The organism is Pseudomonas kurunegalensis, from assembly GCF_030291635.1.
Taxonomy (GTDB): domain Bacteria; phylum Pseudomonadota; class Gammaproteobacteria; order Pseudomonadales; family Pseudomonadaceae; genus Aquipseudomonas; species Aquipseudomonas monteilii.
Genome location: NZ_CP127871.1, coordinates 2599226 through 2624794, shown reverse-complemented (window position 1 = coordinate 2624794; position 25569 = coordinate 2599226). Strand labels below are relative to the sequence as shown.

The 25569-nt window shown below is 63.1% G+C and carries 23 protein-coding genes and 1 riboswitch; of the genes, 11 read left to right on the top strand and 12 right to left on the bottom strand.

What is annotated here, in order from left to right:
• Position 1: 1 nt before the first annotated feature.
• A complete protein-coding gene (gene cobN / locus QQ992_RS11740) occupies positions 2-3763 on the bottom strand; it encodes a cobaltochelatase subunit CobN (protein WP_286113483.1) in 3762 nt (1253 codons plus the stop codon).
• A 3-nt stretch (positions 3764-3766) separates the two neighbouring features.
• Entirely contained in the window at positions 3767-4834 is a 1068-nt protein-coding gene (cobW, locus tag QQ992_RS11735) for a cobalamin biosynthesis protein CobW (RefSeq protein WP_119369748.1), read from the bottom strand.
• 100 nt (positions 4835-4934) lie between these two features.
• Positions 4935-5148, bottom strand: a riboswitch (cobalamin riboswitch).
• Between the two features lie 100 nt (positions 5149-5248).
• On the opposite strand from cobW, the gene QQ992_RS11730 reads away from it, so the two are divergent.
• The 3 genes from QQ992_RS11730 (at position 5249) to QQ992_RS11720 (ending at position 8636) form a co-directional block, all read left to right on the top strand.
• Complete coding sequence (locus QQ992_RS11730; protein WP_286113482.1) at positions 5249-5626, top strand: glyoxalase superfamily protein; 378 nt, start codon at positions 5249-5251, stop codon at positions 5624-5626.
• 276 nt (positions 5627-5902) lie between these two features.
• Complete coding sequence (locus QQ992_RS11725; protein WP_286113481.1) at positions 5903-7480, top strand: ATP-binding cassette domain-containing protein; 1578 nt, start codon at positions 5903-5905, stop codon at positions 7478-7480.
• Positions 7481-7616: 136 nt separating this feature from the next.
• Positions 7617-8636, top strand: a complete 1020-nt coding sequence (locus QQ992_RS11720; protein ID WP_060514178.1) for a branched-chain amino acid aminotransferase — start codon at positions 7617-7619, stop codon at positions 8634-8636.
• A gap of 80 nt (positions 8637-8716) precedes the next feature.
• On the opposite strand, the gene QQ992_RS11715 is transcribed toward QQ992_RS11720, so the two are convergent.
• On the bottom strand, positions 8717-9145 hold the full coding sequence (locus tag QQ992_RS11715; protein WP_198749826.1) for a multidrug/biocide efflux PACE transporter: 429 nt from the start codon (positions 9143-9145) through the stop codon (positions 8717-8719).
• Between the two features lie 92 nt (positions 9146-9237).
• On the opposite strand from QQ992_RS11715, the gene QQ992_RS11710 reads away from it, so the two are divergent.
• On the top strand, positions 9238-10089 hold the full coding sequence (locus QQ992_RS11710) for a LysR family transcriptional regulator (RefSeq protein ID WP_286113478.1): 852 nt from the start codon (positions 9238-9240) through the stop codon (positions 10087-10089).
• Positions 10090-10144: 55 nt separating this feature from the next.
• On the opposite strand, the gene QQ992_RS11705 is transcribed toward QQ992_RS11710, so the two are convergent.
• Entirely contained in the window at positions 10145-11161 is a 1017-nt protein-coding gene (locus QQ992_RS11705; RefSeq protein WP_286113477.1) for an RHS repeat-associated core domain-containing protein, read from the bottom strand.
• 294 nt (positions 11162-11455) lie between these two features.
• Here QQ992_RS11705 and capB point away from each other — a divergent pair, with 294 nt between their 5' ends.
• The 3 genes from capB to QQ992_RS11690 all read left to right on the top strand — a co-directional run bounded on the left by capB (position 11456) and on the right by QQ992_RS11690 (position 16338).
• The gene (gene capB, locus QQ992_RS11700) at positions 11456-13135 is read left to right on the top strand and encodes a caprolactamase subunit beta (protein WP_016713925.1); all 1680 of its coding nucleotides are present in this window, start codon (positions 11456-11458) and stop codon (positions 13133-13135) included.
• Between the two features lie 13 nt (positions 13136-13148).
• Positions 13149-15233 (top strand): caprolactamase subunit alpha, encoded by a 2085-nt coding sequence (gene capA / locus QQ992_RS11695; protein WP_286113475.1) that lies wholly within the window; start codon positions 13149-13151, stop codon positions 15231-15233.
• A gap of 148 nt (positions 15234-15381) precedes the next feature.
• Positions 15382-16338 carry an AraC-like ligand-binding domain-containing protein gene (locus tag QQ992_RS11690; RefSeq protein WP_286113473.1) on the top strand — a complete coding sequence of 319 codons (957 nt, stop codon included), beginning with the start codon at positions 15382-15384 and terminating at the stop codon, positions 16336-16338.
• A gap of 33 nt (positions 16339-16371) precedes the next feature.
• Here QQ992_RS11690 and QQ992_RS11685 read toward each other — a convergent pair whose 3' ends face one another.
• Both QQ992_RS11685 and QQ992_RS11680 read right to left on the bottom strand, forming a co-directional pair.
• Positions 16372-17265 carry a DUF2950 domain-containing protein gene (locus QQ992_RS11685; protein ID WP_286113472.1) on the bottom strand — a complete coding sequence of 298 codons (894 nt, stop codon included), beginning with the start codon at positions 17263-17265 and terminating at the stop codon, positions 16372-16374.
• On the bottom strand, positions 17262-18641 hold the full coding sequence (locus tag QQ992_RS11680; protein ID WP_286113471.1) for a DUF3300 domain-containing protein: 1380 nt from the start codon (positions 18639-18641) through the stop codon (positions 17262-17264). The genes QQ992_RS11685 and QQ992_RS11680 overlap by 4 nt, the downstream gene beginning before the upstream one ends.
• A gap of 190 nt (positions 18642-18831) precedes the next feature.
• On the opposite strand from QQ992_RS11680, the gene QQ992_RS11675 reads away from it, so the two are divergent.
• Positions 18832-19083 carry a hypothetical protein gene (locus tag QQ992_RS11675; protein WP_286113469.1) on the top strand — a complete coding sequence of 84 codons (252 nt, stop codon included), beginning with the start codon at positions 18832-18834 and terminating at the stop codon, positions 19081-19083.
• A 33-nt stretch (positions 19084-19116) separates the two neighbouring features.
• Here the strand turns inward: QQ992_RS11675 and QQ992_RS11670 are convergent, their stop codons facing one another.
• Positions 19117-19989: a DMT family transporter gene (locus tag QQ992_RS11670; protein ID WP_286113467.1), complete on the bottom strand. Its 873-nt coding sequence runs from the start codon at positions 19987-19989 to the stop codon at positions 19117-19119.
• 291 nt (positions 19990-20280) lie between these two features.
• Here QQ992_RS11670 and QQ992_RS11665 point away from each other — a divergent pair, with 291 nt between their 5' ends.
• Entirely contained in the window at positions 20281-20805 is a 525-nt protein-coding gene (locus QQ992_RS11665; protein WP_286113465.1) for a hypothetical protein, read from the top strand.
• A gap of 127 nt (positions 20806-20932) precedes the next feature.
• On the opposite strand, the gene QQ992_RS11660 is transcribed toward QQ992_RS11665, so the two are convergent.
• On the bottom strand, positions 20933-21346 hold the full coding sequence (locus tag QQ992_RS11660; RefSeq protein WP_286113464.1) for a RidA family protein: 414 nt from the start codon (positions 21344-21346) through the stop codon (positions 20933-20935).
• A gap of 189 nt (positions 21347-21535) precedes the next feature.
• Here QQ992_RS11660 and QQ992_RS11655 point away from each other — a divergent pair, with 189 nt between their 5' ends.
• Positions 21536-21859, top strand: a complete 324-nt coding sequence (locus QQ992_RS11655) for a hypothetical protein (RefSeq protein ID WP_286113463.1) — start codon at positions 21536-21538, stop codon at positions 21857-21859.
• Positions 21860-21903: 44 nt separating this feature from the next.
• Here the strand turns inward: QQ992_RS11655 and QQ992_RS11650 are convergent, their stop codons facing one another.
• Both QQ992_RS11650 and QQ992_RS11645 read right to left on the bottom strand, forming a co-directional pair.
• Positions 21904-22116 carry a PLDc N-terminal domain-containing protein gene (locus tag QQ992_RS11650; protein ID WP_105947535.1) on the bottom strand — a complete coding sequence of 71 codons (213 nt, stop codon included), beginning with the start codon at positions 22114-22116 and terminating at the stop codon, positions 21904-21906.
• An 88-nt stretch (positions 22117-22204) separates the two neighbouring features.
• Positions 22205-22672, bottom strand: coding sequence for an FAD/FMN-containing dehydrogenase (locus tag QQ992_RS11645; protein WP_286113462.1), 468 nt, complete (start codon positions 22670-22672; stop codon positions 22205-22207).
• Between the two features lie 159 nt (positions 22673-22831).
• On the opposite strand from QQ992_RS11645, the gene QQ992_RS11640 reads away from it, so the two are divergent.
• Positions 22832-23839 carry a GlxA family transcriptional regulator gene (locus QQ992_RS11640; RefSeq protein WP_016713912.1) on the top strand — a complete coding sequence of 336 codons (1008 nt, stop codon included), beginning with the start codon at positions 22832-22834 and terminating at the stop codon, positions 23837-23839.
• A gap of 7 nt (positions 23840-23846) precedes the next feature.
• On the opposite strand, the gene QQ992_RS11635 is transcribed toward QQ992_RS11640, so the two are convergent.
• Both QQ992_RS11635 and QQ992_RS11630 read right to left on the bottom strand, forming a co-directional pair.
• Entirely contained in the window at positions 23847-24518 is a 672-nt protein-coding gene (locus QQ992_RS11635) for a TetR/AcrR family transcriptional regulator (protein ID WP_019096306.1), read from the bottom strand.
• Between the two features lie 137 nt (positions 24519-24655).
• The gene (locus QQ992_RS11630) at positions 24656-25537 is read right to left on the bottom strand and encodes an NHL repeat-containing protein (RefSeq protein ID WP_286113461.1); all 882 of its coding nucleotides are present in this window, start codon (positions 25535-25537) and stop codon (positions 24656-24658) included.
• Positions 25538-25569: the final 32 nt, after the last annotated feature.

Genomic DNA, 25569 nt, shown 5'->3' with positions numbered 1-25569 from the left:
TTCAAGCCTGTTCCTCGCCGTCGAGCAGTTGCTCCTCAAGGGCTTCGCGATACTCACCCGGCGCTTGCCACAGGCCCCGCTGCTGGGCCTCCAACAGGCGCTCGGTCAGGTCGCGCAGGGCCTCGGGGTTGTGCTCGCGCATGAAGTCGCGGGTCGCCGGGTCGAGCACGTAGGCATCGGCGAGCCCCTGGTAATGATGGTCGTCGATCAGGTGCGTGGTGGCGTCGAAGGCGAACAGGTTGTCGACCGTCGCCGCCATTTCGAAGGCGCCTTTGTAACCGTGGCGCTTCACCCCATCGATCCACTTGGGGTTCAGCGCACGGGCGCGGATAACCCGGTTCAACTCTTCCTTGAGGGTACGGATGCGCGGTCGGTCGGCCTGGCTGTGGTCGCCGTGGTAGCTGGCCACGGTAGCACCGGACAGGGTTTCCGACGCGGCCAGCATGCCGCCCTGGAACTGGTAGTAATCGTTGGAGTCGAGCAGGTCGTGCTCGTGGTTGTCCTGGTTCTGCAGCACCGCCTGCACCTTGGCCAGGCGCTGGGCGAACTGGGCGCGGGCCGGGGTGCCGTCGTCACGGGCGCCGTAAGCGTAACCGCCGTGGTTGAGGTACACCTCGGCCAGGTCGTCGCGGCTGTGCCACAGGCGCCCGTCGATGGCGTTCTGCACCCCGGCGCCGTAGGCCCCAGGCTTTGCCCCGAACACCCGCCAGCCCGCCTGGCGCGAAGCCTGCTCGGCGTCCACGCCTTGCGCCTGCAGCGCGGCACGCTCGCTGCGTACACGGGCGGCCAAAGGGTTGAGGTCGTCGGGTTCATCCAGCGCAGCGACGGCCTGCACCGCCGCATCGAACAGGCGGATGAGGTTGCCGAAGGCATCACGGAAAAAGCCCGAAACGCGCAAGGTCACATCCACCCGAGGGCGGTCGAGCAGGCTCAACGGCAGGATTTCGAAGTCGTCGACACGCTGGCTGCCAGCGGCCCACACCGGTCGCACGCCCATCAATGCCATGGCTTGGGCGATGTCGTCGCCGCCCGTACGCATGGTCGCCGTCCCCCACACCGACAGGCCAAGCTGGCGCAGGTGGTCGCCGTGGTCCTGCAGGTGCCGCTCAAGGATCAGGTTGGCCGAGGCGAAGCCCAGGCGCCAGGCCGTGGTGGTGGGCAGGTTGCGCACGTCCACGGTGTAGAAGTTGCGGCCGGTGGGCAGCACGTCGAGGCGACCACGGCTAGGCGCACCGCTAGGGCCTGCGGGCACGAAGCGCCCGGCAAGCGCTGCCAGCAGGCCATTCATTTCGGCTGCGCCGCAAGCGTCCAGGCTAGGGGCTACCGCTTCGCGCAAGGCCTGCACCACGTCGTGCACAAGCTGCCATTCGTTCTGCTCGGGTAGCGGTACCGTGCCGGCCAAGGCCTGGCTGATCACTTGAAGTGCCAACAGCTCAAGGCGCTCGCGGGTATCTCCACAGGTGCGCCACGGATCGCTGCTCATGGCCTGCAATTGCGCTGGGCGTGCGCCCTGCCACGGCTGCCCAAGCTCGCAATCGAGCGGATCGAAGCCCGGCACCAGGGCTTTGGCCAGGGCACGCAACAGGCTGGCATTGCCGCCGCGCCCGTCGCCCCGCTCAACCCGCAACAGCGCCAGCAAGGTATCCAGCCGCAAGCGGCCTTCGGGCGACTGGCCGAACACGTGCAGACCGTCGCGAATCTGCGATTCCTTCAGGTCGCACAGGTAGGTGTCCAGGCGCGGCAGCCATATGGCGGCATCGTCCAGCTGCCCTTCCAGCTGCAGCTCGCGGTCGATGTGGTTGGCCTTGACCAACTCCAGGATGTCGCGCTGCAACTCGCGGGCACGCCGTGGGTCGAGCATCTGCGCTTCATAGAACTCGTCGGCCAGCTGCTCCAGGTGGCGCAACGGGCCATAGGTTTCGGCGCGGGTCAGCGGCGGCATCAGGTGGTCGATGATCACCGCCTGGGTACGGCGCTTGGCCTGGGCGCCCTCGCCGGGGTCGTTGACGATGAACGGGTAAATATTCGGCAACGGGCCGAGCAAGGCGTCCGGCCAGCACTGCGCCGACAAGCCGACGCCCTTGCCGGGTAGCCATTCGAGGTTGCCGTGCTTGCCGACGTGGATCACTGCATCGGCGGCAAAGGCATGGCGTAGCCAGAAGTGAAACGCCAGGTAGCCATGCGGCGGCACCAGGTCGGGGTCGTGGTAGACCGCGCTCGGGTCTACCTGGTAGCCCCGGGCTGGCTGAATGCCGACGAAGGTCAGGCCATAGCGCAAGCCAGCCACCATCAGCCGGCCGCTGCGGTACATCGGGTCCTGCTCGGGCGGTCCCCAACGCTCAAGTACGGCCTGGCGGTTGGCCTCGGGCAAGCGCTCGAAGGCAATCTGGTAATCGGCCAGGCTCAGGCTCTGGGCGCAGGGGCGCAGGTCGAGGTGGTCGAGGTCATTGGTCACGCCGCCAAGCAGCTGGTGGATCAATTGCGTGCCGCTGCCCGGCAATTCGGCCAACGGATAGCCTTCGGCCTGCAGTGCCTTGAGAATGTTCAAGGCGGCGGCAGGTGTGTCCAGGCCGACGCCATTGCCAATGCGGCCATCGCGGGTTGGGTAGTTGGCCAGCACCAGGGCCACGCGCTTCTGCGCATTGGGCAGGCGCGCCAGCTCAACCCAGCGGCGGGCCAGCTCGGCCACGAAGTCCATGCGTTCGGGGTGGGCGCGGTAGCACACCACATCGGACTGGCTGCGCTCGCTGCGCCAGGCCATGTCCTTGAAACTGACCGGCCGGGTGATGATGCGCCCGTCCAGCTCAGGCAAGGCAATGTGCATGGCCAAGTCGCGCGCACCCAACCCCTGCTCGCTGGCTTCCCAGCCGGGCTGGTTGTCCTGTGCGCAAATGGCCTGCAATACCGGGATGTCGCGGCGGAACGGGCGCAGGTTGGGGCGCTCGGGGCTGGACAGGGCAAAGCCTGTGGTATTGACCAGCACTTCGGCGCCGACCTCGTCCAGCCAGGCTTCGACCTGCTCCAGGCAGGCGCTTTCCTTGAGGCTGGCCACCGCGATCGGCAACGGGTTCAGCCCGGCAGCCTGCAGGCGCTGGCAGAACACGTCGATAAACGCGGTGTTGGCCGCCTGCAAGTGCGAGCGATAAAACAGCAGCGGCGCTACCGGGTGCTCGGGGTGCCAATGCGGGTACCAGTCTTCCAGCGTGGTGCTGCCCTTGGCCGGGTGATACACCGCCGTGCGCGGCAAGGGCTGCGGCTCCTCCCAGGCATAGTCACGGCCCAGCCACTGGCTGGCCAGGCAGTTGAACAGGTTGATGGCGTTGGCCTTGCCGCCCTGGCGCAAGTAATGCCAGAGGCGTTCGGCCTGCTCGCCACCGACAGTGCCCAGGGAGGTCAGCTCCGGGTCCGGGCGGTCATCGCCCGGCACCAGAATCAGCTGCACGCCACGGGCGGCCAGCTCGACCAGTTGCTCGACGCCATAGCGCCAGTAACCGACGCCGCCGTGCAGCGACACCAGGATGACTTTGGCATGGCGCAGCACCTGGTCGACATACAGGTCGACCGACGCGTGGTTTTGCACCTGCATCGGGTTGGCCAGACGCAGGCTGGGGAAGTCGTCTGGCAATTGCTCGGCGGTATCGGCGAGCATTGCCAGGTGTGAATCGCCGCTGCAGAGAATCACCAGCTCGGCGGGTGTCTGGCCGAGGTCGGCAATGCTGTCATCCGGCACGAAGCCGCCGGGCTGGGTCCGCAGCAGGTGCATGGGTCAGGCGCCCAGGGCCTGGCGCAGGCGCGCTTCCAGTTGGGCTGCATCGAGGTCCTGGCCGATCAGCACCAGGCGGGTGATGCGTGGCTCGTCGGCACGCCAGGCGCGGTCGAAGTGCTTGTCGAAACGGGTCCCCACGCCTTGCACCAGCAGGCGCATCGGTTTGCCCGGGATAGCGGCGAAGCCTTTGGCGCGCAGGATGCCGAACTCGACCACCAGCTGGGTCAGGGCGTCGAGCAGCAGGCTTTCGTCGGCTTCCGGCAGGTCGATGGAGATGGAATCGAAGGCATCGTGGTCATGATCATCATGGTCGTCACCGTCGTGGTGCGAGTCATGGTGGGTACGGCGGCCATCGATGTGCACTTCGGACTCGGCGCCCACGCCCAGCAGCACGTCCAGCGGCAGCTTGCCGCTGCTGGCTTCGATCACCTTGACGGCTGGCGGCAGCTCTTCGGCCACTTCGGCACGGACCTTGGCCAGGCCTTCGGCATCGATCAGGTCAGCCTTGTTCAGTACCACCAGGTCGGCGCTGGCCAACTGGTCGGCGAACAGTTCGTGCAGGGGCGATTCGTGGTCCAGGTTAGGGTCGAGCTTGCGCTGGGCATCGACCTGGTCCGGGTAGGCAGCGAACGTACCGGCCGCCACGGCCGGGCTGTCGACTACGGTGATGACCGCATCGACGGTGCAGGCATTGCGGATTTCTGGCCACTGGAAGGCTTGCACCAGCGGTTTGGGCAGGGCCAGGCCGCTGGTTTCGATCAGGATGTGGTCCAGGTCGCCACGGCGTGCCACCAGCTCGCGCATCACCGGGAAGAACTCTTCCTGCACGGTGCAGCACAGGCAGCCGTTGGCCAGCTCGTAGACGCGGCCACTGGCTTCTTCTTCGGTGCAGCCGATGCTGCACTGCTTGAGGATTTCGCCGTCGATGCCCAGTTCGCCGAATTCGTTGACGATGACCGCAATGCGACGGCCCTGGGCGTTGTCGAGCATGTGGCGCAGCAAGGTGGTCTTGCCCGAGCCGAGGAAGCCGGTGACGATGGTAACGGGGAGCTTGGCCAGTGTTTTCATGTCGCAGTGCCCTTGGCAGTGTGGCGCGGGCATGCAGGACGACAGCCACGGGCCAGGCCGGCCGGGCTTGTTCGCCACCGGATCACCCCGCCCGGTTTAAAGTCGAAAACGTGACGAGGCAGGTCTCCTGGCTCGCACCGTTCCATAGGCCTGGCAAACAGCAGGCTGTGGCGGGATGACGCCTTCCCGCGCGCGGGCGCAGTGGCTGTGTCGATCCGTTATCGGTGCTTACAGTTGCGGGGGCAGCCGCGGCTTGTACCGCGTTCCCGTCTTAGCTTCGGCCTGGCCGAAGAACCTCGAAGTGGCAAGGCTACGCAGTGGCTGGCGGGTGGTCAACCGTTGCGCAGCGCTGGCTGACCACAAGGCACCCAACTGCGTTACAGTGGCGCCTTCACCCACGGTCAAGGACGCCCCATGCACCTCGCCCCCGCCATACCGGTACTGCGCATCTTCTCGGTCGACAAGGCCAAGGAGTTCTACCTTGATTTCCTCGGTTTCAGCGTGGACTGGGAGCACCGCTTCAGCCCGGACCTGCCCCTGTATGTGCAAATTCACCGCGACGGGCTGATTTTGCACCTTTCCGAGCACCACGGTGACGCCTGTCCCGGCTCCACCGTGTTCGCCCGCATCGACGACCTGCGCGCGCTGGAGCGTGAACTGCAGGCTAAACAGTACGGCTACGCTCGCCCCGAAGCCGAACGCCTGGACTGGGGCCTGCAGATGCAGGTGTATGACCCGTTTGGCAACCGCCTGCGCTTTTGCCAGCAGATCGATGACGAGGCCAACCCTTGAAGGGATTGACTGAAGTCCTGCTGCGCCTGTGAGATCGAGCGCCGCCCGCGCGGCGCTCGATCTCACAGGCGCCAAAAATGCCGTGGAGAACGCCTTCGACCCTCATAAAATTACAACGCGCAGTGGTTTACCCGCCCCCGCCATTCCATTAGGATCCCCATTCACCCCATCACGAGGTGTTCGTCCAATGCGCCACTAATGCCGCCGTCCCCTTCGACGGCCAGTCTTCAGCCTCCGGTTCGCTCCGGAGATGTCGCGGCATTTGTGGAGTTGTGCATGACGAACACGTCAATCCTGACGCTGGACAGCGTCTCTCTGACCTTGCCGGATGGCAGGCAGCTGTTTACCGACCTTAACGAAACCTTTGACCACCGCCGCACTGGCCTGGTCGGGCGCAATGGTGTGGGCAAGAGTTTGCTCGGGCAAATTCTGGCCGGCCAGCGCGAACCGAGCAGCGGCCATTGTCGACGCCTTGGCCGTATTCACCTGCTGAACCAGCAGGTGATCGAGCAGAGCGCCACGGTTGCCGACCTGGCCCAGGCCGGCACGCTGATCGCAGCGCTGGCGCGTATCGAGCAAGGCAGCATCACCCCCCAGGATTTCGACACCGTAGGCGAGCGCTGGGATATCCGCGAGCAATTGCAGGCGCACCTGCAGCGCCACGGTCTGGGCCAACTCGACTGGCGTCAGCCCGCCAACAGCCTGAGCGGTGGCCAGGCCATGCGCGTCGCGCTGATTGGCGCGTGGCTGAGCAATGCCGACTACCTGATTCTCGACGAACCCAGCAATCACCTGGACAGCGAAGCCCGCGCTCAGCTGCTGGGCATGATCGAAGCCTGGGACCGGGGCCTGCTGGTGATCAGCCACGACCGCAGCCTGCTGGGGCACATGGTGCGTATCGTCGAGCTGTCCAGCCTGGGGTTGCAGGCCTATGGCGGCAATTACAGCTTCTATACAGAACAAAAGGCCAGCCAGACAACCCAGGCCCAGCAGCAACTCGCCCGGTTGAAGCAGGCACAGCAACGCCAGGCCCGTGAACTGCAACGCCAGCGCGAAGACCTGGAGCGCCATCAGGCCCGGGCCGGGCGCCAGGCCAGGCACGCCAATCAGGCCAAAATCCTGGTCGATCGCCAGCAGGAGCGCAGCCAGGTCACGGCGGGCAAGCAGCGCCGCGACCACGGCGAAGCCCGGCAGGCCTTGCATGACCAAGTGCGCGATGCCGCCCGCAAGGTCGAGCAGGACACCGCCATTACCTTGCATGCCCCCACACCTCAGCGCCATGCAGGCCGCGAAGTGCTGGCCCTCCAGGCGCTTCGCCTGCCCCGTGGCACCCGCAAACCGCTCGACCTGCGCGTGTGCCTGGGCCAGCGGGTGGGTTTGGTCGGGGCCAATGGCAGCGGCAAGTCCACCCTGCTCAGGCTGCTGAACGGGGAATTACCGGCATCGCCTGACAACGTGCGCCTCACGGGCGAGACGGCCCTGCTCGACCAGCATTGCAGCACGCTATGCGGCCACAGCAGTGTGCTCGACCACCTGGGCAAGGCCAACCCGGCAATGGCCCAGGGCGAATTACGCAGCCGCCTGGCGCAGCTCGGGCTGGATGCAGCCCGTATCGAACTGCCCAGCAGCCTGCTCAGCGGCGGAGAACGGATGAAGGCGGCACTGGCCGCCGTGCTGTACCGCGAACGCCCGCTCGACCTGTTACTGCTGGACGAGCCCGGCAACCACCTGGACCTGCCGTCACTGGCGGCACTGGAGCGTATGCTGGGGCAGTTTGGCGGGGCGCTCATGGTGGCATCCCATGATGCAGTACTGCTGCAAAACCTGGCACTGGATGAGTACCTGCAGTTGTAGATACCGAAAAAAATGCATCGCAGGCTATCAATTCGTGACTGGCCGTTCCCGATCCGCCACGGATGTATTATGGTGGCGTGGTGCGCATATAACAGCAGCCCGAGCGATCGGGCACTTGCAAGACAATGAGGGTGTCATGAGCAACGAAAGCATTAATTGGGACAAGCTGGGTTTCGACTACATCAAGACCGACAAACGCTACCTGTCCGTATGGCGCAATGGCGAGTGGGACAAAGGCACCCTGACCGAAGACAACGTACTGCACATCAGTGAGGGCTCCACTGCCCTGCACTACGGCCAGCAGTGCTTCGAAGGCCTGAAGGCCTACCGTTGCAAGGACGGCTCGATCAACCTGTTCCGCCCGGACCAGAACGCCGCCCGCATGCAGCGTAGCTGCGCCCGCCTGCTGATGCCGCAGGTGCCGACCGATGTGTTCATCGAAGCGTGCAAGCAAGTGGTCAAGGCCAACGAAAAGTTCGTGCCACCGCACGGCAAAGGCGCCCTCTACCTGCGCCCGTTCGTGATCGGCACCGGTGACAACATTGGCGTGCGCACCGCCCCCGAGTTCATCTTCTCGGTATTCGCCATCCCGGTTGGCTCGTACTTCAAGGGCGGCATGAAACCGCACAACTTCCAGATCTCCAGCTTCGACCGTGCCGCCCCACAAGGCACCGGTGCGGCCAAGGTCGGTGGCAACTACGCCGCCAGCCTGCAGCCAGGTGCTGAAGCCAAGAAGGCCAACTTCGCCGACGCCATCTACCTCGACCCACTGACCCACACCAAGATCGAAGAAGTCGGTTCGGCCAACTTCTTCGGCATCACCGCCAACAACGAGTTCGTGACCCCGAAATCGGCCTCGGTGCTGCCAGGCATCACCCGCCTGTCGCTGATGGAACTGGCACAATCGCGCCTGGGCCTGACCGTGATCGAAGGTGATGTCGAAATCAACAAGCTGGACCGCTTCATTGAAGCCGGCGCTTGCGGCACCGCAGCGGTGATCACCCCGATCGGCGGTATCGAGTACAACGGCAAGCTGCACGTGTTCCACGACCTGGAAAAGGTTGGCCCGGTTACCCAGAAGCTCTACAACGAGCTGACCGGCATCCAGAGCGGTGACGTTGAAGCACCGGCAGGCTGGATCGTCAAAGTCGCCTGAGGCGCTTAAACGGTATGAAAAACGGGGCATGCCAGCAATGGCATGCCCCGTTTTTTTTGGCCAACGCTCGCACGGGTAACTCATGCAAGGCGCCGCTGCATCAGCAAATGCCGGGCTTTGTCGAAGGCCCAGTTGTAGAGCACGGTGTAGGGCAGGATGATCACGAAGAAGCCCAGTTCCACCATGAACGCCTGCAGCAGCGAGATATCCAGCATCCACGCGGCTACCGGCAGGCACCACACCACCAGCCCGGCCTCAAAGCCCAAACCGTGTACAAAACGCGCACTGGCCTTCCAGTGGATACGCTCGGTTTGTACCCAGCGATCGACCAGCGCGTTGTAGACCATGTTCCACAGCATGGCGATCACCGACAGGGTGACCGCCAAGGCCCCCGCCGTCGCCAGCGACTTGCCCATTACCCAGGACAACAACGGCGCGCACAACAACACCGCGAACACTTCGTAACCCACGGCGTGAACCAGGCGTTCGGTGAAAGACACGTTTTTCATTGCAAAATCCATCCATTGCGTAAGTCGTGCTTTCCATTTTCTTTGGCAAAACTGATACTCGCGACATAGCTACCATCGGTTTTATCAATACCATGCGCTACTCACCCGAAGCTCTGGTTGCCTTTGTCGAAGCCGCATCGCTCGGTTCGTTTTCCGCGGCAGCGCGCAAGCTGCGCAAAAGCCAGTCCACCGTCAGCATTGCCATTGCCAATTTCGAGGCGGATATCGGCTGCCCGCTGTTCGACCGGGGTGGCCGCCACCCCACGCTGAATGAGGCGGGCCGACAGGTGCTGAGCCATGTGGAGGCCATTCTTGATGCCAGCGCCCAGCTCGATGCCTTGGCGGTGCGGCTGGCGGAAAACGTGGAGCCGCTGGTGTCGGTGGTGATGTCGGACAGCTACAGCGTCACCTTCCAGGGCGCGGTAATGGCCCGTTTCGCCGAGCACTACCCGCATACCGAATTGCGCTGCGGCCCTTCGGAAGACGCTGATGTGATCGAAATGATCCAGCAGGGTCTGGCCCATGTCGGCATTCTTGCCACGCAACCCAGCTATCCCGCCGACGTGGCCGTTGCCCGCTTGCCCGAACAGGCGGAGTTTGGTGTGTACGTGGCCAGCGGGCACCCGCTGGCGGGCCTTGGGAAGGTGCAAACGCAACACCTCGAAAACGCGCGGCAGCTGTACATCAAGACCTACGCCCCCAGCCTGCATCACGGCCGTGGTCAGGCTTGGTCGGCACCGGATTACCTCACGTTGCTGGAGTTCGCCGTGCGCGGGTTTGGCTGGGCCGAGCTGCCCAGAGCACTGGTGGCAAGGTTTGGCACTGAGTTGGTGGAGTTGCAGATAGCGGGTTACCCACGCCGTGTCGATATGGATGTGGCCTGGTCTAGCCGGCGGGCGTTGGGGCCGGCAGGGCAATGGCTGGTAAGGCAAATGTTGAGGTAGCCTAGCCCTGCTTGACAGCAGCCAATTCAATGACTGGCCATGCACCGAATGCCCGTTAATTTCCGCTTCGCATCTTTCGCAATTGAAATCTTACAGAGTTAACCGCACTTAAAATCTCCGCATTTGTAACACATATATACAGGCCTCGGACTTTCTCCATCGGGTTATCACCAGAGCCCATAGCATTGATTATTGTTTTATTCACAAGCTGACCTTGCTCCAAGGTCCATTCGTTTTTCGGCCGGTAATCTACAGTATTCCACTCATGAAGGCGTTTAATTTCTGAGGGTTTGATAGCCTTCCGAAAGCCGACGTAGCTATCACGTAAACCTGACGACCCATTTTGGCTTGGTGCTAAAGATGGTGTTTTTGACAAGTGGGCATTGGCAATAATTTGACTGCTGCGCGCAGCTACCTGAGATGCCTCCGCAATATTCTGCAGAGAGCTTAACTCTGCGTATTGAGGCGTTTGCGGTGGAGCTGCGCTCTCGATATTCCATCCTTGGGAATCTATAAGATCCCACAGTTCTTTGTGAGATTTAGAAGAGACGCGCATAGGACTCACTTCCCGCCTTCGAGTTACGGGACTATTAATCGGTGATATATTTCTCTTAAGCATATGCCCGCTTGGATCGCCAAAATTAATCGGATCACCCGCACAATAGGCATAACAGTTCAAACCACCCGCAGCAAATGGGCTGAGGCTGTCCGGGCTATGGAAGCGCATCAATACAGGGTTATAACCACGATAGCCATTCCCCAGCAGATACAGATCACTCACTAACAAGTGCCCATTGAATGCAGGGCGCTGAGCAGGAATATCATTTGGGCTATGTAAGCCATATGCACTGTAGGCAACCGACTCAGGTAACGCCTGAGATTTGACCCGCAGCACCGAATCCCCGCTGTCTGCAGCCAGTAATGCCGACCGGGTTGTTTCTTCCGCTAGCCTGGTTTCTGCCAAAACACCTGATTGCGCTCTCATGCAAATCACGGCAGCGTTGCCCGTCAACGCTGTGTGCACCCTATCCCGCTGTAAGAAAAAGCGCGTGGTGTTCTTCGAGTTGCTCATGCGCTGGCTCCAGTCTGTGAGGTTCTAATGCTTTCGTGCCAGGGCAGTTTGAGCAACTGTCAAAAATGCCAGGGGGCAGTAGCTCTCTTTCGCGCCCCTTGTGCACCAAAACGCAAGATCCAGTACACCCAGCGACAAGCCTTCCCCCCACCCTCCCCCGTAGCCTGTCACCACGCGCCGCCCCGCTGCGGCACGCACCCAAAGCACAAGAACAAACGTTGGTGACCTATGCAGACAGTAGATCCGATCACCCTTGCGGTTGTCCGGGGTGCGCTGGAAACAGCGCAACGCGAAATGACCCTGACCCTGGAAAAGACCGGCCGGTCCAGTGTATTCAACCTGGCCCACGACTACTCCAACTCGCTGTTCGACCACCTGCCGGAAATGATCCTGCAGGGCCAGGACATCCCCATTCACCTGGGCTCGCTGATCCCGGCCATGAAGTGCGTGGCCGAATTCTTTGGCGACGACATCGCCGAAGGCGATGTGATCTACCACAATGACCCGGCCTACAAGGGCAGCCATATTCTCGACTGCTGCATGTACAAACCGGTGTACTACCAGGGCGAGCTGGTGTTCTGGACCGTGTGCAAGGGCCACCTGACCGACATCGGCGGCCCGGTGCCCGCCGGCTACAACCCCGACGCCAAGGAAATCTACGCCGAGGGCCTGCGCATTCCACCCGTCAAGCTGTGGGAAAAAGGCAAACGCCGCGAAGACGTGATCAACTTCATGCTCACCAACATGCGCGCACGCCCCTACCAGGAAGGCGACCTCAATGCCCAGTACGGCGCCTGCAAAGTGGGCGAGCGGCACTTGCTGGAGCTGCTCGACAAGTACGGCGTGGCCCAGGTGCGTGCCTGCATTGCCGAGCTGAAGAACATGGCCGACCGGCACATGCGCGCGCTGTTGCGCGACGTGCCGGACGGTGATTACAGCGGCACCGCCGTGCTCGAAGATGCCGGCCACGGCCTGGGCGAGCTGGCCATCACCGCCCATGTGCAGATTCGCGGTGACCAGGCCCATGTGCGCATCGACAGCCCGCCACAAGTGCCCTACTTCATCAACTCCTACGAGGGCAACTCGGTGTCGGGCGTGTACCTGGGGCTGATGATGTTCGCCCAGGTGGCGCCGCCCTACAACGAAGGCCTGTACCGCTGCGTCACGGTCGATGTCGGGCCCAAGGGTACCCTGTGCAACGCCGAAGAACCGGCGCCCCACGTCAACTGCACCACCACGCCGATGGAAACCCTGGCCGATGCCGTGCGTACTGCGCTGGAGCAAGCCTCGCCACAACGGGTGACGGCCTCCTGGGGGCATACCAGCGGTATCAACATCGCCGGCCATGACCCGCGCAACGGCAACAGCGAGTACGTGACCATGGTGCTGGCCTCGATCATTGCCGGTGCCGGTGCCAACAAGGTGATGGATGGCTGGCACGCGTGCGGCCCGCTGTGCTGCTTTGGCGCGCTGATGAGCGGTGACATCGAGCTGCTGGAACATGCCTACCCGGTGCTCATCCACCGCTACAGCCTGATGGCCGACAGTGGCGGCGCTGGCGAGTTTCGCGGTGGTTCGGGCACCCGGCTGGAGATCGAGCCGCTGGACCACGCCATGACCGTGGTCGGCTTCGGCGAAGGCCGGCAACTGCCCACCGCCGGTGCCGCCGGGGCACGCAATGCGCTGCTGGAGCCCAAGCTGGGCCGGCTGATCCACCGCCACGCCGATGGCAGTGAAGACCACTACACGCAAAACCCCATGCTCACCCTGCAGCCCGGTGAGCGAATCATCAACATCAACCCCGGTGGCGGTGGCTACGGCGACCCGCTGCGCCGGCCGATTGCCGCCGTCCTGCAAGACCTGCGCAATGGCCTGGTCTCGCCCCAGGGCGCAGCCCTGGAATACGGCGTGGTCGTCGATGCCGATGGCCAGCTGGATGAACCCGCAACCCGCCTTGCCCGCGCCCCGCACTGACCGGAGACCCATCATGCGCAACCAATATCGCCTGGGCATCGACGCCGGCGGCACCTTCACCGATTTCATCCTGGCCGACCGCGACGGCGGCGTGCAGCTGTTCAAGGCCCCGTCCACGCCGCAGGACGGCACCCTGGCCATTCGTGCCGGCCTGGCGCAGATCGCCGACGCCACCGGCCGCAGCCCGGCCGAGCTGATCGCCAACTGTGACCTGTGCATCAACGGCACCACCGTAGCCCTCAACGCACTGATCGAGCGTACCGGGGTCAAGGTGGGCCTGCTGTGCACCGAGGGCCACGAAGACAGCCTGGAAATCCGCCTGGGCCACAAGGAAGAAGGCCACCGCTACGACGCCCACTACCCGCCGGCGCACATGCTCGCCCCCCGCCACCTGCGCCGCCCGATTGGTGGCCGCATCCTCGGCGATGGCCGTGAGCACAGCCCACTGGACGAACGCGCCATCCACGCCGCCATCGACTACTTCCGCGCCGAAGGCGTAGAGGCCGTGGCCATTTCCTTCCTGTGGTCGGTGCGCAACCCCAGCCATGAGCAGCGTGCCGCCGAGCTGGTGCGGGCAGCCCTGCCCGGGGTATTCGTCTGCACGGGCTGCGAGGTGTTTCCGCAGATTCGCGAGTACACCCGCACCTCCACCACGGTGGTCAACGCCTACCTCAGCCCGGTGATGGCGCGCTATGTGGCACGCATCGACAGCCTGTTCCACGAGCTTGGCGTGCAACAACCGGTGCGTTACTTCCAGTCCAACGGTGGCCTGGCGCCGGGGCACCTGATGCGTGAGCGCGCGGTCAATGCCATCAACTCCGGCCCCGCCTCGGCGCCCCAGGCCGGGCTGGCGGTGGCACGGCCATTCGGTATCGACAACGTCATTACCGTGGACATGGGGGGCACCTCGTTCGACATCACCCTGACCAACGCCGGGCGCACCAACTTCAGCAAGGATGTGGACTTCCTGCGCCAGCGCATTGGCGTGCCGATGATCCAGGTAGAGACGCTGGGTGCTGGCGGCGGCTCCATCGCCCACCTGGACGAGTTCGGCATGCTGCAGGTCGGCCCGCGCAGCGCCGGTGCCATGCCGGGGCCCGTGTGCTACGGCAAAGGCGGCAGTGAGCCCACGGTAACCGACGCCAACCTGGCGCTGGGCTACCTCCCGGATGGTGCATTGTTGGGCGGCAGCATCCGCCTGAACCGCCAGGCCGCGCTGGATGCCATCCGCAGCAAGATCGCCGAGCCACTGGGCATCAGCGTGGAGCGCGCGGCGTTCGGCATCACCACATTGGTCAACCTGAACATGGTCAACGGTATTCGCCGCGTGTCCATCGAACGCGGCCACGACCCGCGCGACTTCGCCCTGATTGGCGCAGGCGGTGCGGCGGGCATGCACGTGGTGCGCCTGGCCGAGGAAATCGGCATGCAGACCGTGCTCATCCCCAAGGTGGCCTCGGGCTTGTGTGCGTTCGGCCAGATCCTGTCCGATGTACGTTACGACCAGCTCACCAGCCTGTCGATGCGACTGGACGCCGGGCACGTGAACCTGGAGCAGCTCAACCAGGCCCTGGCCGAACTGCGCCAGCAAGGCCTGGCCAACTTGCGCGAAGACGGCTTTGGCGACCAGGCCAGCAGTTGCCACTACACCCTGGAAATGCGCTACCAGGGGCAGATTCATGAATGCAGCGTGGAGCTGGCGCAGCATGCCCTGGATGAAGCAGGCCTGGCCGCGCTGATCAGCCGCTTCCACAGCCGCCACCAGACCCTGTACTCGTACAGCGAACCCGACAGCCCGGTGGAACTGGTGAACCTGGAGTGCTCGGTGATCGGCCACCTGCCGCGCCCACCGCAACCTGAGTTGCAGGGCCCGGCCGAACCGCCGGCAGCCACCCCGGAAAGCGTCCGGCCGATGCTGTTCAGCGCCGACGGCGCGTGGCAACCCACGCCCGTGTTCAACGGCAATCGCCTGTTACCGGGGCAGACCGTGCTGGGCCCCTGCGTGATCGAGGAAGACACCACCAACATCGTCTTGCCGCCGGGCTGGCAGGCGCGCCTGGAGCCCTCGGCCACTTACCGGGTGACACGCGGGGCTTGATCAAACGGTCGGCGTGCGCCGATCATGGGCCTGAAAGCCGCCCGGCAGCCTTGCGCTGCCGGGCGGTTTGCACAATAACAAGAGCTGCTTGAGTAGCTTGCCTGCAGTTCCTTTTTTCAATGCTGCCCTCTTTGAAAAAGGACCCACCATGCCCACAGAACTCTCGACCCACGGCTGGGCTCAGCCGGAGCGCCAGGCGCGCTGGGCCGAAGCCATCAATGACACCTATTTCCCATTGAGCCTGCAATTTGCCGCCGAACAGCCGTTCAATGGCCACCTGCAGCGCTGGAGCACGCCCAGCACGCCGCTCAGCCTGTCGCGCCTGCGCTCCAGCCCGTTGGGCTACTCGCGCAGCAAGGCGCACATCGGCCAGGACCATGAAGCGTTCTACCTGGTGACCGTGCCGCACAGCAGCGAGGTGCACTTCGAACAGGACGGTCACCCGATCAGTTGTCGCCCGGGTGGTTTCATCGTCGAGCGCGGCGACGCCCCCTACCGCTTCCATTACGGCACACAGAACGACCTGTGGGTGCTCAAACTGCCTGAGCAGGCACTCAAGGCCAACTTGCTGGGGCACAAACGCTATACCCGGCATTGCTTCGATGCCAGCCAGGGCCTGGGGCGCATCTTCGTCGAACAGCTGGACCTGTGCGCCCGCCATTTCGATGCCAGCCCTGTGGCTGCCCGGCATCTGCTACTGGAACAGGCCTCGGCCACCCTGTTGCTGGCCTTGCAACAGGACGAACGTGTACTGGGCAGTGAAGGCAGCAACCTCAGCACCCTGCACCTGACACGGGTGGAGCAATACGTGCTGCACCATCTGGGCGACCCCGAACTCACGCCACAAACCATCGCCAGCGCCTGCGGGCTGTCGTTGCGTTACCTGCACAAGCTGTTCGCGATCACGCCCTATACCCTTGGCGAGTGGGTGCGCCTGCAACGCCTGGAGGCTGTGCACCGTCAACTGCGCGACCCGAATTGCCACCTGGCCATTGGCGAACTGGCCTTTCGCTGGGGCTTTGCCGACCAGGCGCAGTTCACCCGCGCGTTTCGCCAGCAATATGGGTGCACGGCACGGGAGGTCAGGGCTGCGCGTACGCACTGAACGGTGCAAGCGGCGGTCACTGCGCGACCGGGATCAGTCTTCGGCCGCCACGTCCACCACCTGCCAACTGTCATCCGGGTCGAAGCGCTTCATCACCTTGGCCAGCCTGTCGCCCTGTGGCCCAAGGTCTTTTTCGAACACCTGGCCGTCATGGCTGATCATGAAGCTCATCACCCCGGTATCGTCGTACCTGGCCGGCCAGGCGACCATGGCGAAACCACGGCTCATCTGGTTGCCTATCAGGTAGCTGTAGGCGCCGCCAGGGGCAGAGGGGCCTTGTGCATCGAGGATGCGGAAGTGGTAGCCGTACCAGTCATCACCGACCACATCCTGGCCGAACAGCGGGCCCAACGGGCTTACCTCGCCGTCGCCATCCTCGTCCCAGTACAGCCCGTCATGTTTGCCGGGCTCGCTGAAGATTTTCTGCGCGTACTCCAGCGCACCGTTGCCGTTGTGGTCCTCGGTGGCGTAGTCCATTTGCGCATCGTGATAAGCCAGCAACGACTGCAATACACCCAGTTCGTTGCGGCCGATGCGCCGGGCGCGGATTTCGGCGCTGCCGGCCTTGAGGTCGAACCGCCAACCCTGGCTGCTTTTGGTCAAAGGAATAGGCAAGGTCCAGTGATCACTGCCCACTGCCAGAATGGCCTTGCCCTCGCCCGTCATGTCGATGGTGTGCTGCGCCCGATACTGCGCCAGGAAGGTGTCCACGTCGCTGCGTTGCACACCGCCGCGCGGTATGTAGGTACGCCAGTCATCGCCCAGCAATTGGGCCAGGCGGGCTTCATCCGGTTTTTCCGCGCCCAGTGCCGTAACGAAGGACGCCACAGCCTTCTCCGGCGTTGGAAAGGTTTCTTGAGCAGCCGCCAGGCAGGACCAGGCCAGGCTCGCAATGAACAGCAACCCTGCAAATGCTGGACGGTTCATCGACGGCCACCTCCGCCGCGACGCATGGGCGCACTGGGTCGGGAAATCGGGTGTCCGGCGGCACGTGAGGTGTTCGGGCGCTGAGCGAAGGACTGGCTGGTGCGACCACGGTTAGCCTGCAGGTTGGTACGCGAAGGCGAGCGTACGCCGTCAAACGCATTGTTACGTGCCCGGCCGGCGGTATTGGCGGGTCGGTTCTGGGCCACTTGCCGGCCTTGGGCTGTGCGGGGTTCCTGCCGGCGCTCGGCGACCCTCGGGTTGTCGGCACGCGATTGCATACGGTCACCCACTGCGTTGCCCGTCTGCGCCTCGCGCATTTGCTGACGCGCCTGGCGATTGCTGGTGGCAGGCCGTTCGATACCGGCCCGGTCCATCGAGGCCCTGGCCTTGTCGCGCGCCTGGGCACGCTGTGCGTCGTCGCCACGGAAGGCCGTGCGCTGGGTGGCACCGTCCAGCTGGCGGCCATACTGCTGGCGGCTGCGGGCATCCCGGTAAGGCACGCCATCGCGGTTGGCCGCGTTGTGCTGCCATTTGTTCTGGTTGTTGGTGATGCGGTTGTTGGCGTTGATGTTGTTGTAACGGTTGACGTCGATATCGATGTCATTGTTGCCCCAGTCACAGTCGCCCCAGAGCGAAGCCACAATCGCCACGCCGGTCCCGAAAGCCAGGCCGGCCACCAGCGCGGAACCGGGGTAGTACATCGGCGGTGGTGGGTAGTACACCGGCGGCGAGGCCGGATAGGCCCAAGTGCCATACACCGTGGTCGGGTTGTAGCTGGGCACGTACACCACCTGCGGGTCGGCCGGCTGGATGACGATGGTGGACGGCGCGCTGCTGGCCGCCTGTGTCGACGGGGGGGCCTGCACGGTCACGTTCTGGTACTGGTTGCTTTGCAGGTTGCCGGCGGCCTGCGCTTGGTGGCGCAAGCGCTGCACGGCGCCCATGACATCGTCGGGCTGCGCCAGGAAGGCATCACCGAGGCGCTGCACCCACACCGGGTCCTGGCCGAGGGTCGCCAGCAGCTGCGGGAAAGCCACCAACGCTTGCACACTCGGGTCCCAGGGCTGCTTCGCCACTTGTTTGACCGCATCGTCACCCGAGGCTTTGGGGTTGGCCTTGGACCAGGTCACGGCTTCACTCACCTGCCCCGGGTAAGTGGCCGCCATCAATACCTGGGCCAGCAGTGCATCGGGGTACAAAGCAACCGGCGCCAGCATCTGGTCCAGTTGCTCCTGGGTGAAGACCGGGTCCTTGGTCGCGACCGTTTCGCTTTGCGGGGCCGGATCAGGCGCCGGTACGTCTTGCGCCAACGCCAGGCCGGGCGCGGCGTGCAGGCACAGGAACGCCAACAGGAAAGCAAACAATGGCATGCGCATCGCTTTTCCCCATGAGGTCTAACCGCGTGGGTTAAGCGTAGCCATGCCGGCGGTTTTGGCCAGGCATCGAACGCCCGCCCGGTTCATCGATAGTCACTATCGAGCAGGGCAATTTCTACCAGACGCCTTGGCCTAATAACCTTGCTCCATCGACTCGCCGCCCACGACCCCGGCCCTTGGAGCTACCCCGATGAACACCCTGGCCCGCCTGCTTTTCGCCACCTCCGCCGTTTTTGCCATCGCCATCATGAGCGGCTGTGCCAGCCACCCGGAACTGCGCCCGTACACAGCCGAAGAAACTCGCCAGTTGCAGCTGGAAGCACTGCAGCGTCGCGGTCTTTCCCTTGACGACTACGAGCAGCAACGGCGGGTCATCCAGCGCGCTGGCAACCTGCCTGTCGTAACGGAAGCCACCGACGCAGGCCGTTCGACCAAAAGCTGAGCGGCCCCTACCCACCGCTCTTCATCTCGCGTGCTAACGTCGCGGTGCCAGTGCGAGCGCAATGCCACCCAGCACCACCACGCACGCAATCAGCAAGCGTAGCGTCAACGGCTCACCAATCAGAGCAACACCGCCCAGAGCGGCAATCACGGGCACACTGAGTTGCAGGGTTGCAGCCTGTTGCGCACTGACCTGCCTGACCACGCCATACCACACAGCGTAACCCGCGCCAGAAGCCAGCACCCCTGAACCCAGCGCATACCACAAGCCAAGCGGCGTGAGGTGCGGGCCAGTACCCAGCGCCAGCATGGGCACTAGCAGCACCAGGCAAGGCAGGCTGCGGGTAAAATTGCCGGCGGTGTCGGCAAGCGGCCTGGGGGAGCCTTTGCCCAGCAGCGTGTAAACACCCCAGGCCACGCCGGACAACGCCATCAGCAAGGCACTGGCCAACGGCGGCGCAGCGGCGCCGGGCAACAGCAGCACCAGCAGGCCGGCAAACGCGATCAGCATGCCCAGCAGCATACGCGCCGTGATGTGTTCGCCCTTGTACCAGGCAAAGCCGAACATGGTGATTTGCACGGCACCGAACAGCAGCAGCGCACCGGTTCCTGCCCCCAGTTGCAGGTAGGCGGCAGAGAACAGGAATGCGTACAGGAACAGCGCCAGGCCGCCACGCCAGCTACCGCCCATGGCCAGCGCGGGTTTGCGCAGGCGGATCAACAGCAGCAGGAACAATGCACCACTGGCCAGGCGCACCACGGTGAAAGAAGCCGGGTCGATAGCCCCATCCTTCAGCGCCAGCCGGCAAAACACCGAATTGGCGGCGAAGGCCACCAGGCTGAAGAGAGCAGGCCAGACCCAGGCCTTGGCCTTACGGTCGGTAAACGCGGTGCTGCCGGTGCTCATGGTGTGGTCACCTCTGAGGGGAGCTTGTTGTTATAGCGGCAATGTAGTCACGACCAGTGCCGACAGACAAGATACTTCCTCCGGGTAGCCCGTGGAAAGCGCCGCCGTCGACGCCTTCGATATAAATACAGCAGCTTGAGGCAAGTGATCGCTCGTTGAAACTGTTAATTTTGTCAGTTGTCGTGAATTCCTTGAGCCACTAACTTGGACCAGTAACCCCCGAACAGGGTTGCCCATTGAATGGCATACAACACGACTCCGAACACCAAGTATCTCGAATGAGGATGCATCATGACTGATAAAATCGGAAGGGTGGACTTTGAAGACCTAGAACTAACGAACAAGCCACAAAGCAAAATACTAGCTGGCGAGTTGCATTTTGTTCAGCTCGAAAAAAAAGATCAGGCCTTATTGATTAAAAAGAAATACCTTTCCACTGAGCAGCCGGATTTCCATCTCTCAATCCAAGACAGCATTAGTTCGAATGACACAAACGCAAATGGCATTACAGGACGCCATCTTCTTGCCAAAAAAATGGACACACAGGACACGACTCCTTTTTATATTAGTGCGATCCCAAAAAAACCCTATTCCAAAGTAACCTTCTACTGCAGCAGCGATGACAAAAATCCATCAATACACGCCGGATTGATATGGTATAAAGATCGGGATGGAAATACATTTACGTTAGAAATACGGGAGACCTCTTACACCGGCAAATACACTGCGGGCATCGCGGGCACAGAGATTTTAAAGATTTACTTGCGCTGCAGCGGTATGGGGTCGGCATTTGACAATTTTGAGCTGGAAAAATAATAGAGTGATCAGTGTAGCCCAGCCAAAAGATTATCCATCGGCCTAGGTACGCAAGTTCGAGCATTTGTTTGCGCAAATGCTCGATTCGCTGATCCATTTTCCCCCAACAGCAGCGACTGCTAGCGCGTCATTGCAGTGCTGCCACTGCCTCGATTTCCACCAGCATGCCGTCCAGCGCCAGCCGGGGCACCGGAATCAGGGTGCAGGTCGGTTTCATATGCGGTCCCCATGCCCTGTCCGCCTCCGCTACCCATTGGCGCAGACGCGCTTCGGAATGTTCGACAATCAGCAAGGTCAGCTTGAACACCTGGGCCAGGCTGGCGCCTTTGGATGCCAACGCCAGCTCGAGGTTGGCCAGCGCCTGGCGGGCCTGTTCGGCAAAGAGGGGCGACAGCTGGCCATCGCTGTCCTCTGCGCCTTGGCCTGCGATGAACAACAGCCGGCTGTCGGCGCGTACCTCGGCGACGTGGGAATAGGCATTGCCACTGGGATCGTAAAGGCCCTCAGGGTTGCTCAGCTGGAATACGGCTGGATGGGTCACGACATGCCCTCGATCGGATGGAAGAGTGGCGGAGTATCGGACCTTAAGTTAACTCGAGGTCAAGCGCAGCGTAGGACGTTTCGCACAGAAGTCGAACTGATGTGAACCACGCGTCTGTTTGCGCGGCGCTCGTCACGCGCTAGATTGCCAGACCCGGCACGGAGGCCTGTATCCAACAAGGAAAAGCGCATGAGTAATTTTGATTTCCAGCTGGCCTATACCATCAAGCCGCACACCGCACGCGATGACGCCGATGCCGCCCAGGCACGGGTGCATCTGCGGGAAAATCTCGGTCTGGGCACCGTTGAACACATTGAAACCACCTTGCTTGGGACGGTCGAACTCAAAGGTTCCACCCTCGCAGAGCGCAAGCGCGAGGCTGAGAAACTGATTCACGAGTATATTCACAAAGCGCTCGCGCAACTGCGTGTGCTGTCTAGCGTGAAGTTCTACGGCTCCCTGATGGTAGACGGGCTAGGCCCCGCCATACGCTTCGACATCCTGCCCAAATGAGCCTCGCAGGCATCAGGCGCCCCCGCGCCTGATGCCGGCCACCGTCACTTTTCCTGCAGTACCGCCCTGCCCTTCACCGCCCTGGGCCCGCGCCATGCCCAGAACAACAACCCGGGGAATGGCGCGTACACCACGAAGACGACCCACAGCATCTTGCGTTCGGCGCGCCGATCACTGCCAATGATGTGCCAGATCGCCCAGACCTCCAGCAGGATGACGAAGGCCGCGATGATGATCCAGATCGTTCCGATTTCCATGAGCGCTCTCCCATTTGGCATGTAATGGGTTGGGTTTCAGCAAGCGCCGAGGGTTCAGATTGTTTTGTCTGGCGCCAGGCCAGCCCATTCAGTGCGGTGCTTTTTCCAGCGCCGACTTCAGCGCCGTCGCATCGGTAAACGCCCGCTGGCCCACCAGCGTCCCCTGCTCCAGCTGCAACCACTGTACCTGGCCATCCTGCCCGGAATAGCGACTGGCTACGCGCCCCTCACGGTCAAGCAGCACGCGGTAGTTGTATCCGCGCATGGCGGGAATGGCGAACAGCTTGCTGATGATCGCCGGCATACGCTGGATGTCGGCAACAAACACGGCATGACGCGCCTCGAGGTAGCCCTTGGGCTGCTCGGCCAGCGCAGCCTTTACCATCTTTGCGCCGTCCATGTCGCGCGCCACCAGCAGGATCTGCGTGCCAGCATCAAGGCTGTAGGCCTGGTCATACTGGTCAAGCAGCGTGAACGGTGCCAGCTTGTCGCCCGGCTCCAGGGCATTGGCCAGCAACGGCAACAGGCTGCACAACAGGGCAATGGCGTACTTCATCAAGGGTGTCCTCGGTAACAGGGGGCGGCATGGCGGCGAAGGGCCAAGCCAGGCAGGTTGCCTGAACACGACCTGAAATACGACACACCCACCCGGGAGATTGTCTTTCCCCCAGCCAGCCGCCACACTCTGCGGGCCAGCCAGGAAGCGGAGACCAGAGTGCCCACGCCACGTCAGTTCAGCAAGAAGACCAGTACCAGCAACATGCTGCGGCTGAAATCCACCAGCGCCAACGCCCAGGCCCCGTACAGGGTCGACTTCGTCCTGCTTGAACATTTCTCGATGGCCAGCTTTACCGTCGCCATGGATGTGCTGGTCACCGCCAACCTGCTGCGCGCGGACAGCTTCCGGTTCACCCCGCTGTCGATGGATGGCGACCGGGTGCTCAGCGACCTGGGGCTGGAGCTGGTGGCCACCGAGCTGTCCGCCGAGGCGCTGAAGGAGCTGGACTTGCTGGTGATCTGCGGCGGCCTGCGCACGCCCCTGAAGTACCCGGAACTCGACCGCCTGCTGGACGACTGCGCGGCCCACGGCATGGCCCTGGGCGGCCTGTGGAACGGCGCCTGGTTCCTTGGCCGCGCCGGGGTGCTGGACGACTACGGTTGCAGCATCCACCCCGAACAGCGCGCCAGCCTGTCTGAACGCAGCCCGCAAACGCGCATCACCCCGGCCAGCTTTACCCTCGACCGCGACCGCCTCAGCGCCGCCAGCCCCAATGGCGCCATGGAGCTGATGCTGGGCCTGGTGCGCCGGCTGTATGGCGATGGTCTGGCCGAAGGCGTGGAGGAAATCCTGTCATTCTCCGGTGCGCGTTACCGTCAGGTTGGGCCGGGGGCGAAGAAGTCCATGAGCCTGCACCTGCGCACCATCGTCGAACTGATGGAAAACAACCTGGAGGAAACCCTCAGCCTCGACCAGCTGGCCGCCTACAGCGGGCGCTCGCGGCGCCAGATCGACCGGCTGTTCCAGGCCCAGCTGGGCACATCGCCGCGGCGTTACTACATGGAGCTGCGCATCACCAAAAGCCGCCGCCTGCTGCAGTACTCCGACCTGTCGGTGATGGAAGTGGCAGTGGCCTGCGGGTTTGTTTCGGTGTCGCATTTCAGCAAGTGCTATGCGGCTTACTTCGGCTACCCGCCCTCGCGGGAACAGCGGTTGGGCGAGTGAGCGCCGTTCAGGCGCGTATGTAACGCAGCACCGCGTCGCAGATCATGGCTTTGTGGCGCAGCTTGATCTCGTCATCTAACAGGTCGATCTGGAAGATCTCGCCAAAGGTATGGCGGTTCGACACCCGGTAGAAGCAGAACGAGCTCATCAGCATGTGCAGGTCGATCACTTCGATGCCGCCACGGAAAACCCCTTCCTGCACACCACGGCGCAGGGTGTTACCCAACGCTTCGAGCACCAGGCTGCTCATTTCACGAATGGCCGGCGACTGCTTGACGTACTCGCCATAGTGGATGTTTTCAGTGCAGATGATGCGCACGAAATCGACGTTGCGGTCGTGGTGATCGAAGGTGAACTCCACCAGACGACGAATCGCCTGCTCGGCCGGCAGCGACTCCAGGTCCAGGCTTTGCTCGGTCTTGCGGATGTCGCCATACAGCTTGATCAGGCACTCGCAGTACAACTGCTCCTTGCTGCCGAAGTAGTAGTAGATCATGCGCTTGGAGGTGGCAGTGCGTTCGGCGATGGCGTCGACGCGGGCGCCGGCCAGCCCTTGCTGGACGAACTCGTTGATGGCCGCCTGGAGGATATCCTCGCGCGTTTTCTCGGGGTTGTTCTTGCGCGTTCTGCGCCCCCCTTCGGTTTCAGGCTGGCCGAGGCCAACTACGGAATCACTCATACCCACTCACAGGCTATTTATTGGAATGAGGGGATTATCCGTGAGCGCGGCCATGCAGGGAAGCGCGCTGTTGGTCGGGTAGCCATAAAGCCTCACGGGTGGCTGGCCGCGAAATCATTCACGGCAAGCCGCTGGCATCACTCCCGCTGGGCAGTATTGCGCTCCAGCGGCGGGGTCAGGTGCAGCACGCGGTTGCGCCCGCCTTCGGCCAGCAAGTAACCGCCTTTGCCATCCGCCACGATCGACTGTGGCGCCTTTAGGAAAGTCAGCACGGTGTGCTGAACGTCACCGGCGTCAACACGCAGCAGCCGGGCTCGGTGGGTGTTGTCTTCGCTGATCCACAGGCCGCGCTGGTCACAGTACAGGAACGTCGGGTTGCGCAGGCCTTCGACCACCACCGGGTCGCTGCCATCGTCGGACAAGGCGCGGACCTTGCCATTGGCCTTTTCGGTGTACAGCAAACGGCCCTCGCAGCGGGTGAGCCCTTCGGTTTCGGTCAGGCCGGAACGCAGCACATCCAGCTGGCGGCTGTTCCAGTCATAACGCATCAAGCGACCATTGCCTTTGCGGTCTTCGATGGCATACAGGTGGTCGCCGTCATTCCACAGGCCTTGCACGCTATCGCCGTCGAACAGGGGGGTCACCTGGCCATCGCGGGCCAGGCTGACAGGTGCCCGACCGCCTTCCTGACTGAACACCCACCCCCCTTGAGCCGCCACCATGCCGTCGGGCTTGGACAGGTTGTCAATGACCACGACCCGGTCGCCAGTCGCGGTGATCTTGAGGATGCTGCCACGGCCATCATCCAGCTCGCGGCTGACCAGCAGGCTGCCATCGGCTTGCGGCAGCAGCGAGGCGGCTTTGGTCACATCGCGGTGTAGTACCTCGACATCCCAGCCTGAGGCCGCCTGAACCGGGAAGAAGCTCTGCCAGGCGAAAAAGCCCAAGGTGGCGGTAAGCAGGCCGGCGGTGGCAGTCAGGGCGATGCGGGTGCTGCGCTTGCGCAGGATGTGCGGCATGTAGGGGCTCCTCGGGAATGCCCGGATGCTAG

Coding starts and splice junctions, on each gene's coding strand:
- cobN (WP_286113483.1), bottom strand. CDS start 3,763: ATGCACCTGCTGCGGACCCAGCCCGGCGGCTTCGTGCCGGATGACAGC.
- cobW (WP_119369748.1), bottom strand. CDS start 4,834: ATGAAAACACTGGCCAAGCTCCCCGTTACCATCGTCACCGGCTTCCTC.
- QQ992_RS11730 (WP_286113482.1), top strand. CDS start 5,249: ATGCACCTCGCCCCCGCCATACCGGTACTGCGCATCTTCTCGGTCGAC.
- QQ992_RS11725 (WP_286113481.1), top strand. CDS start 5,903: ATGACGAACACGTCAATCCTGACGCTGGACAGCGTCTCTCTGACCTTG.
- QQ992_RS11720 (WP_060514178.1), top strand. CDS start 7,617: ATGAGCAACGAAAGCATTAATTGGGACAAGCTGGGTTTCGACTACATC.
- QQ992_RS11715 (WP_198749826.1), bottom strand. CDS start 9,145: ATGAAAAACGTGTCTTTCACCGAACGCCTGGTTCACGCCGTGGGTTAC.
- QQ992_RS11710 (WP_286113478.1), top strand. CDS start 9,238: ATGCGCTACTCACCCGAAGCTCTGGTTGCCTTTGTCGAAGCCGCATCG.
- QQ992_RS11705 (WP_286113477.1), bottom strand. CDS start 11,161: ATGAGCAACTCGAAGAACACCACGCGCTTTTTCTTACAGCGGGATAGG.
- capB (WP_016713925.1), top strand. CDS start 11,456: ATGACCCTGACCCTGGAAAAGACCGGCCGGTCCAGTGTATTCAACCTG.
- capA (WP_286113475.1), top strand. CDS start 13,149: ATGCGCAACCAATATCGCCTGGGCATCGACGCCGGCGGCACCTTCACC.
- QQ992_RS11690 (WP_286113473.1), top strand. CDS start 15,382: ATGCCCACAGAACTCTCGACCCACGGCTGGGCTCAGCCGGAGCGCCAG.
- QQ992_RS11685 (WP_286113472.1), bottom strand. CDS start 17,265: ATGAACCGTCCAGCATTTGCAGGGTTGCTGTTCATTGCGAGCCTGGCC.
- QQ992_RS11680 (WP_286113471.1), bottom strand. CDS start 18,641: ATGCGCATGCCATTGTTTGCTTTCCTGTTGGCGTTCCTGTGCCTGCAC.
- QQ992_RS11675 (WP_286113469.1), top strand. CDS start 18,832: ATGAACACCCTGGCCCGCCTGCTTTTCGCCACCTCCGCCGTTTTTGCC.
- QQ992_RS11670 (WP_286113467.1), bottom strand. CDS start 19,989: ATGAGCACCGGCAGCACCGCGTTTACCGACCGTAAGGCCAAGGCCTGG.
- QQ992_RS11665 (WP_286113465.1), top strand. CDS start 20,281: ATGACTGATAAAATCGGAAGGGTGGACTTTGAAGACCTAGAACTAACG.
- QQ992_RS11655 (WP_286113463.1), top strand. CDS start 21,536: ATGAGTAATTTTGATTTCCAGCTGGCCTATACCATCAAGCCGCACACC.
- QQ992_RS11650 (WP_105947535.1), bottom strand. CDS start 22,116: ATGGAAATCGGAACGATCTGGATCATCATCGCGGCCTTCGTCATCCTG.
- QQ992_RS11645 (WP_286113462.1), bottom strand. CDS start 22,672: ATGAAGTACGCCATTGCCCTGTTGTGCAGCCTGTTGCCGTTGCTGGCC.
- QQ992_RS11635 (WP_019096306.1), bottom strand. CDS start 24,518: ATGAGTGATTCCGTAGTTGGCCTCGGCCAGCCTGAAACCGAAGGGGGG.
- QQ992_RS11630 (WP_286113461.1), bottom strand. CDS start 25,537: ATGCCGCACATCCTGCGCAAGCGCAGCACCCGCATCGCCCTGACTGCC.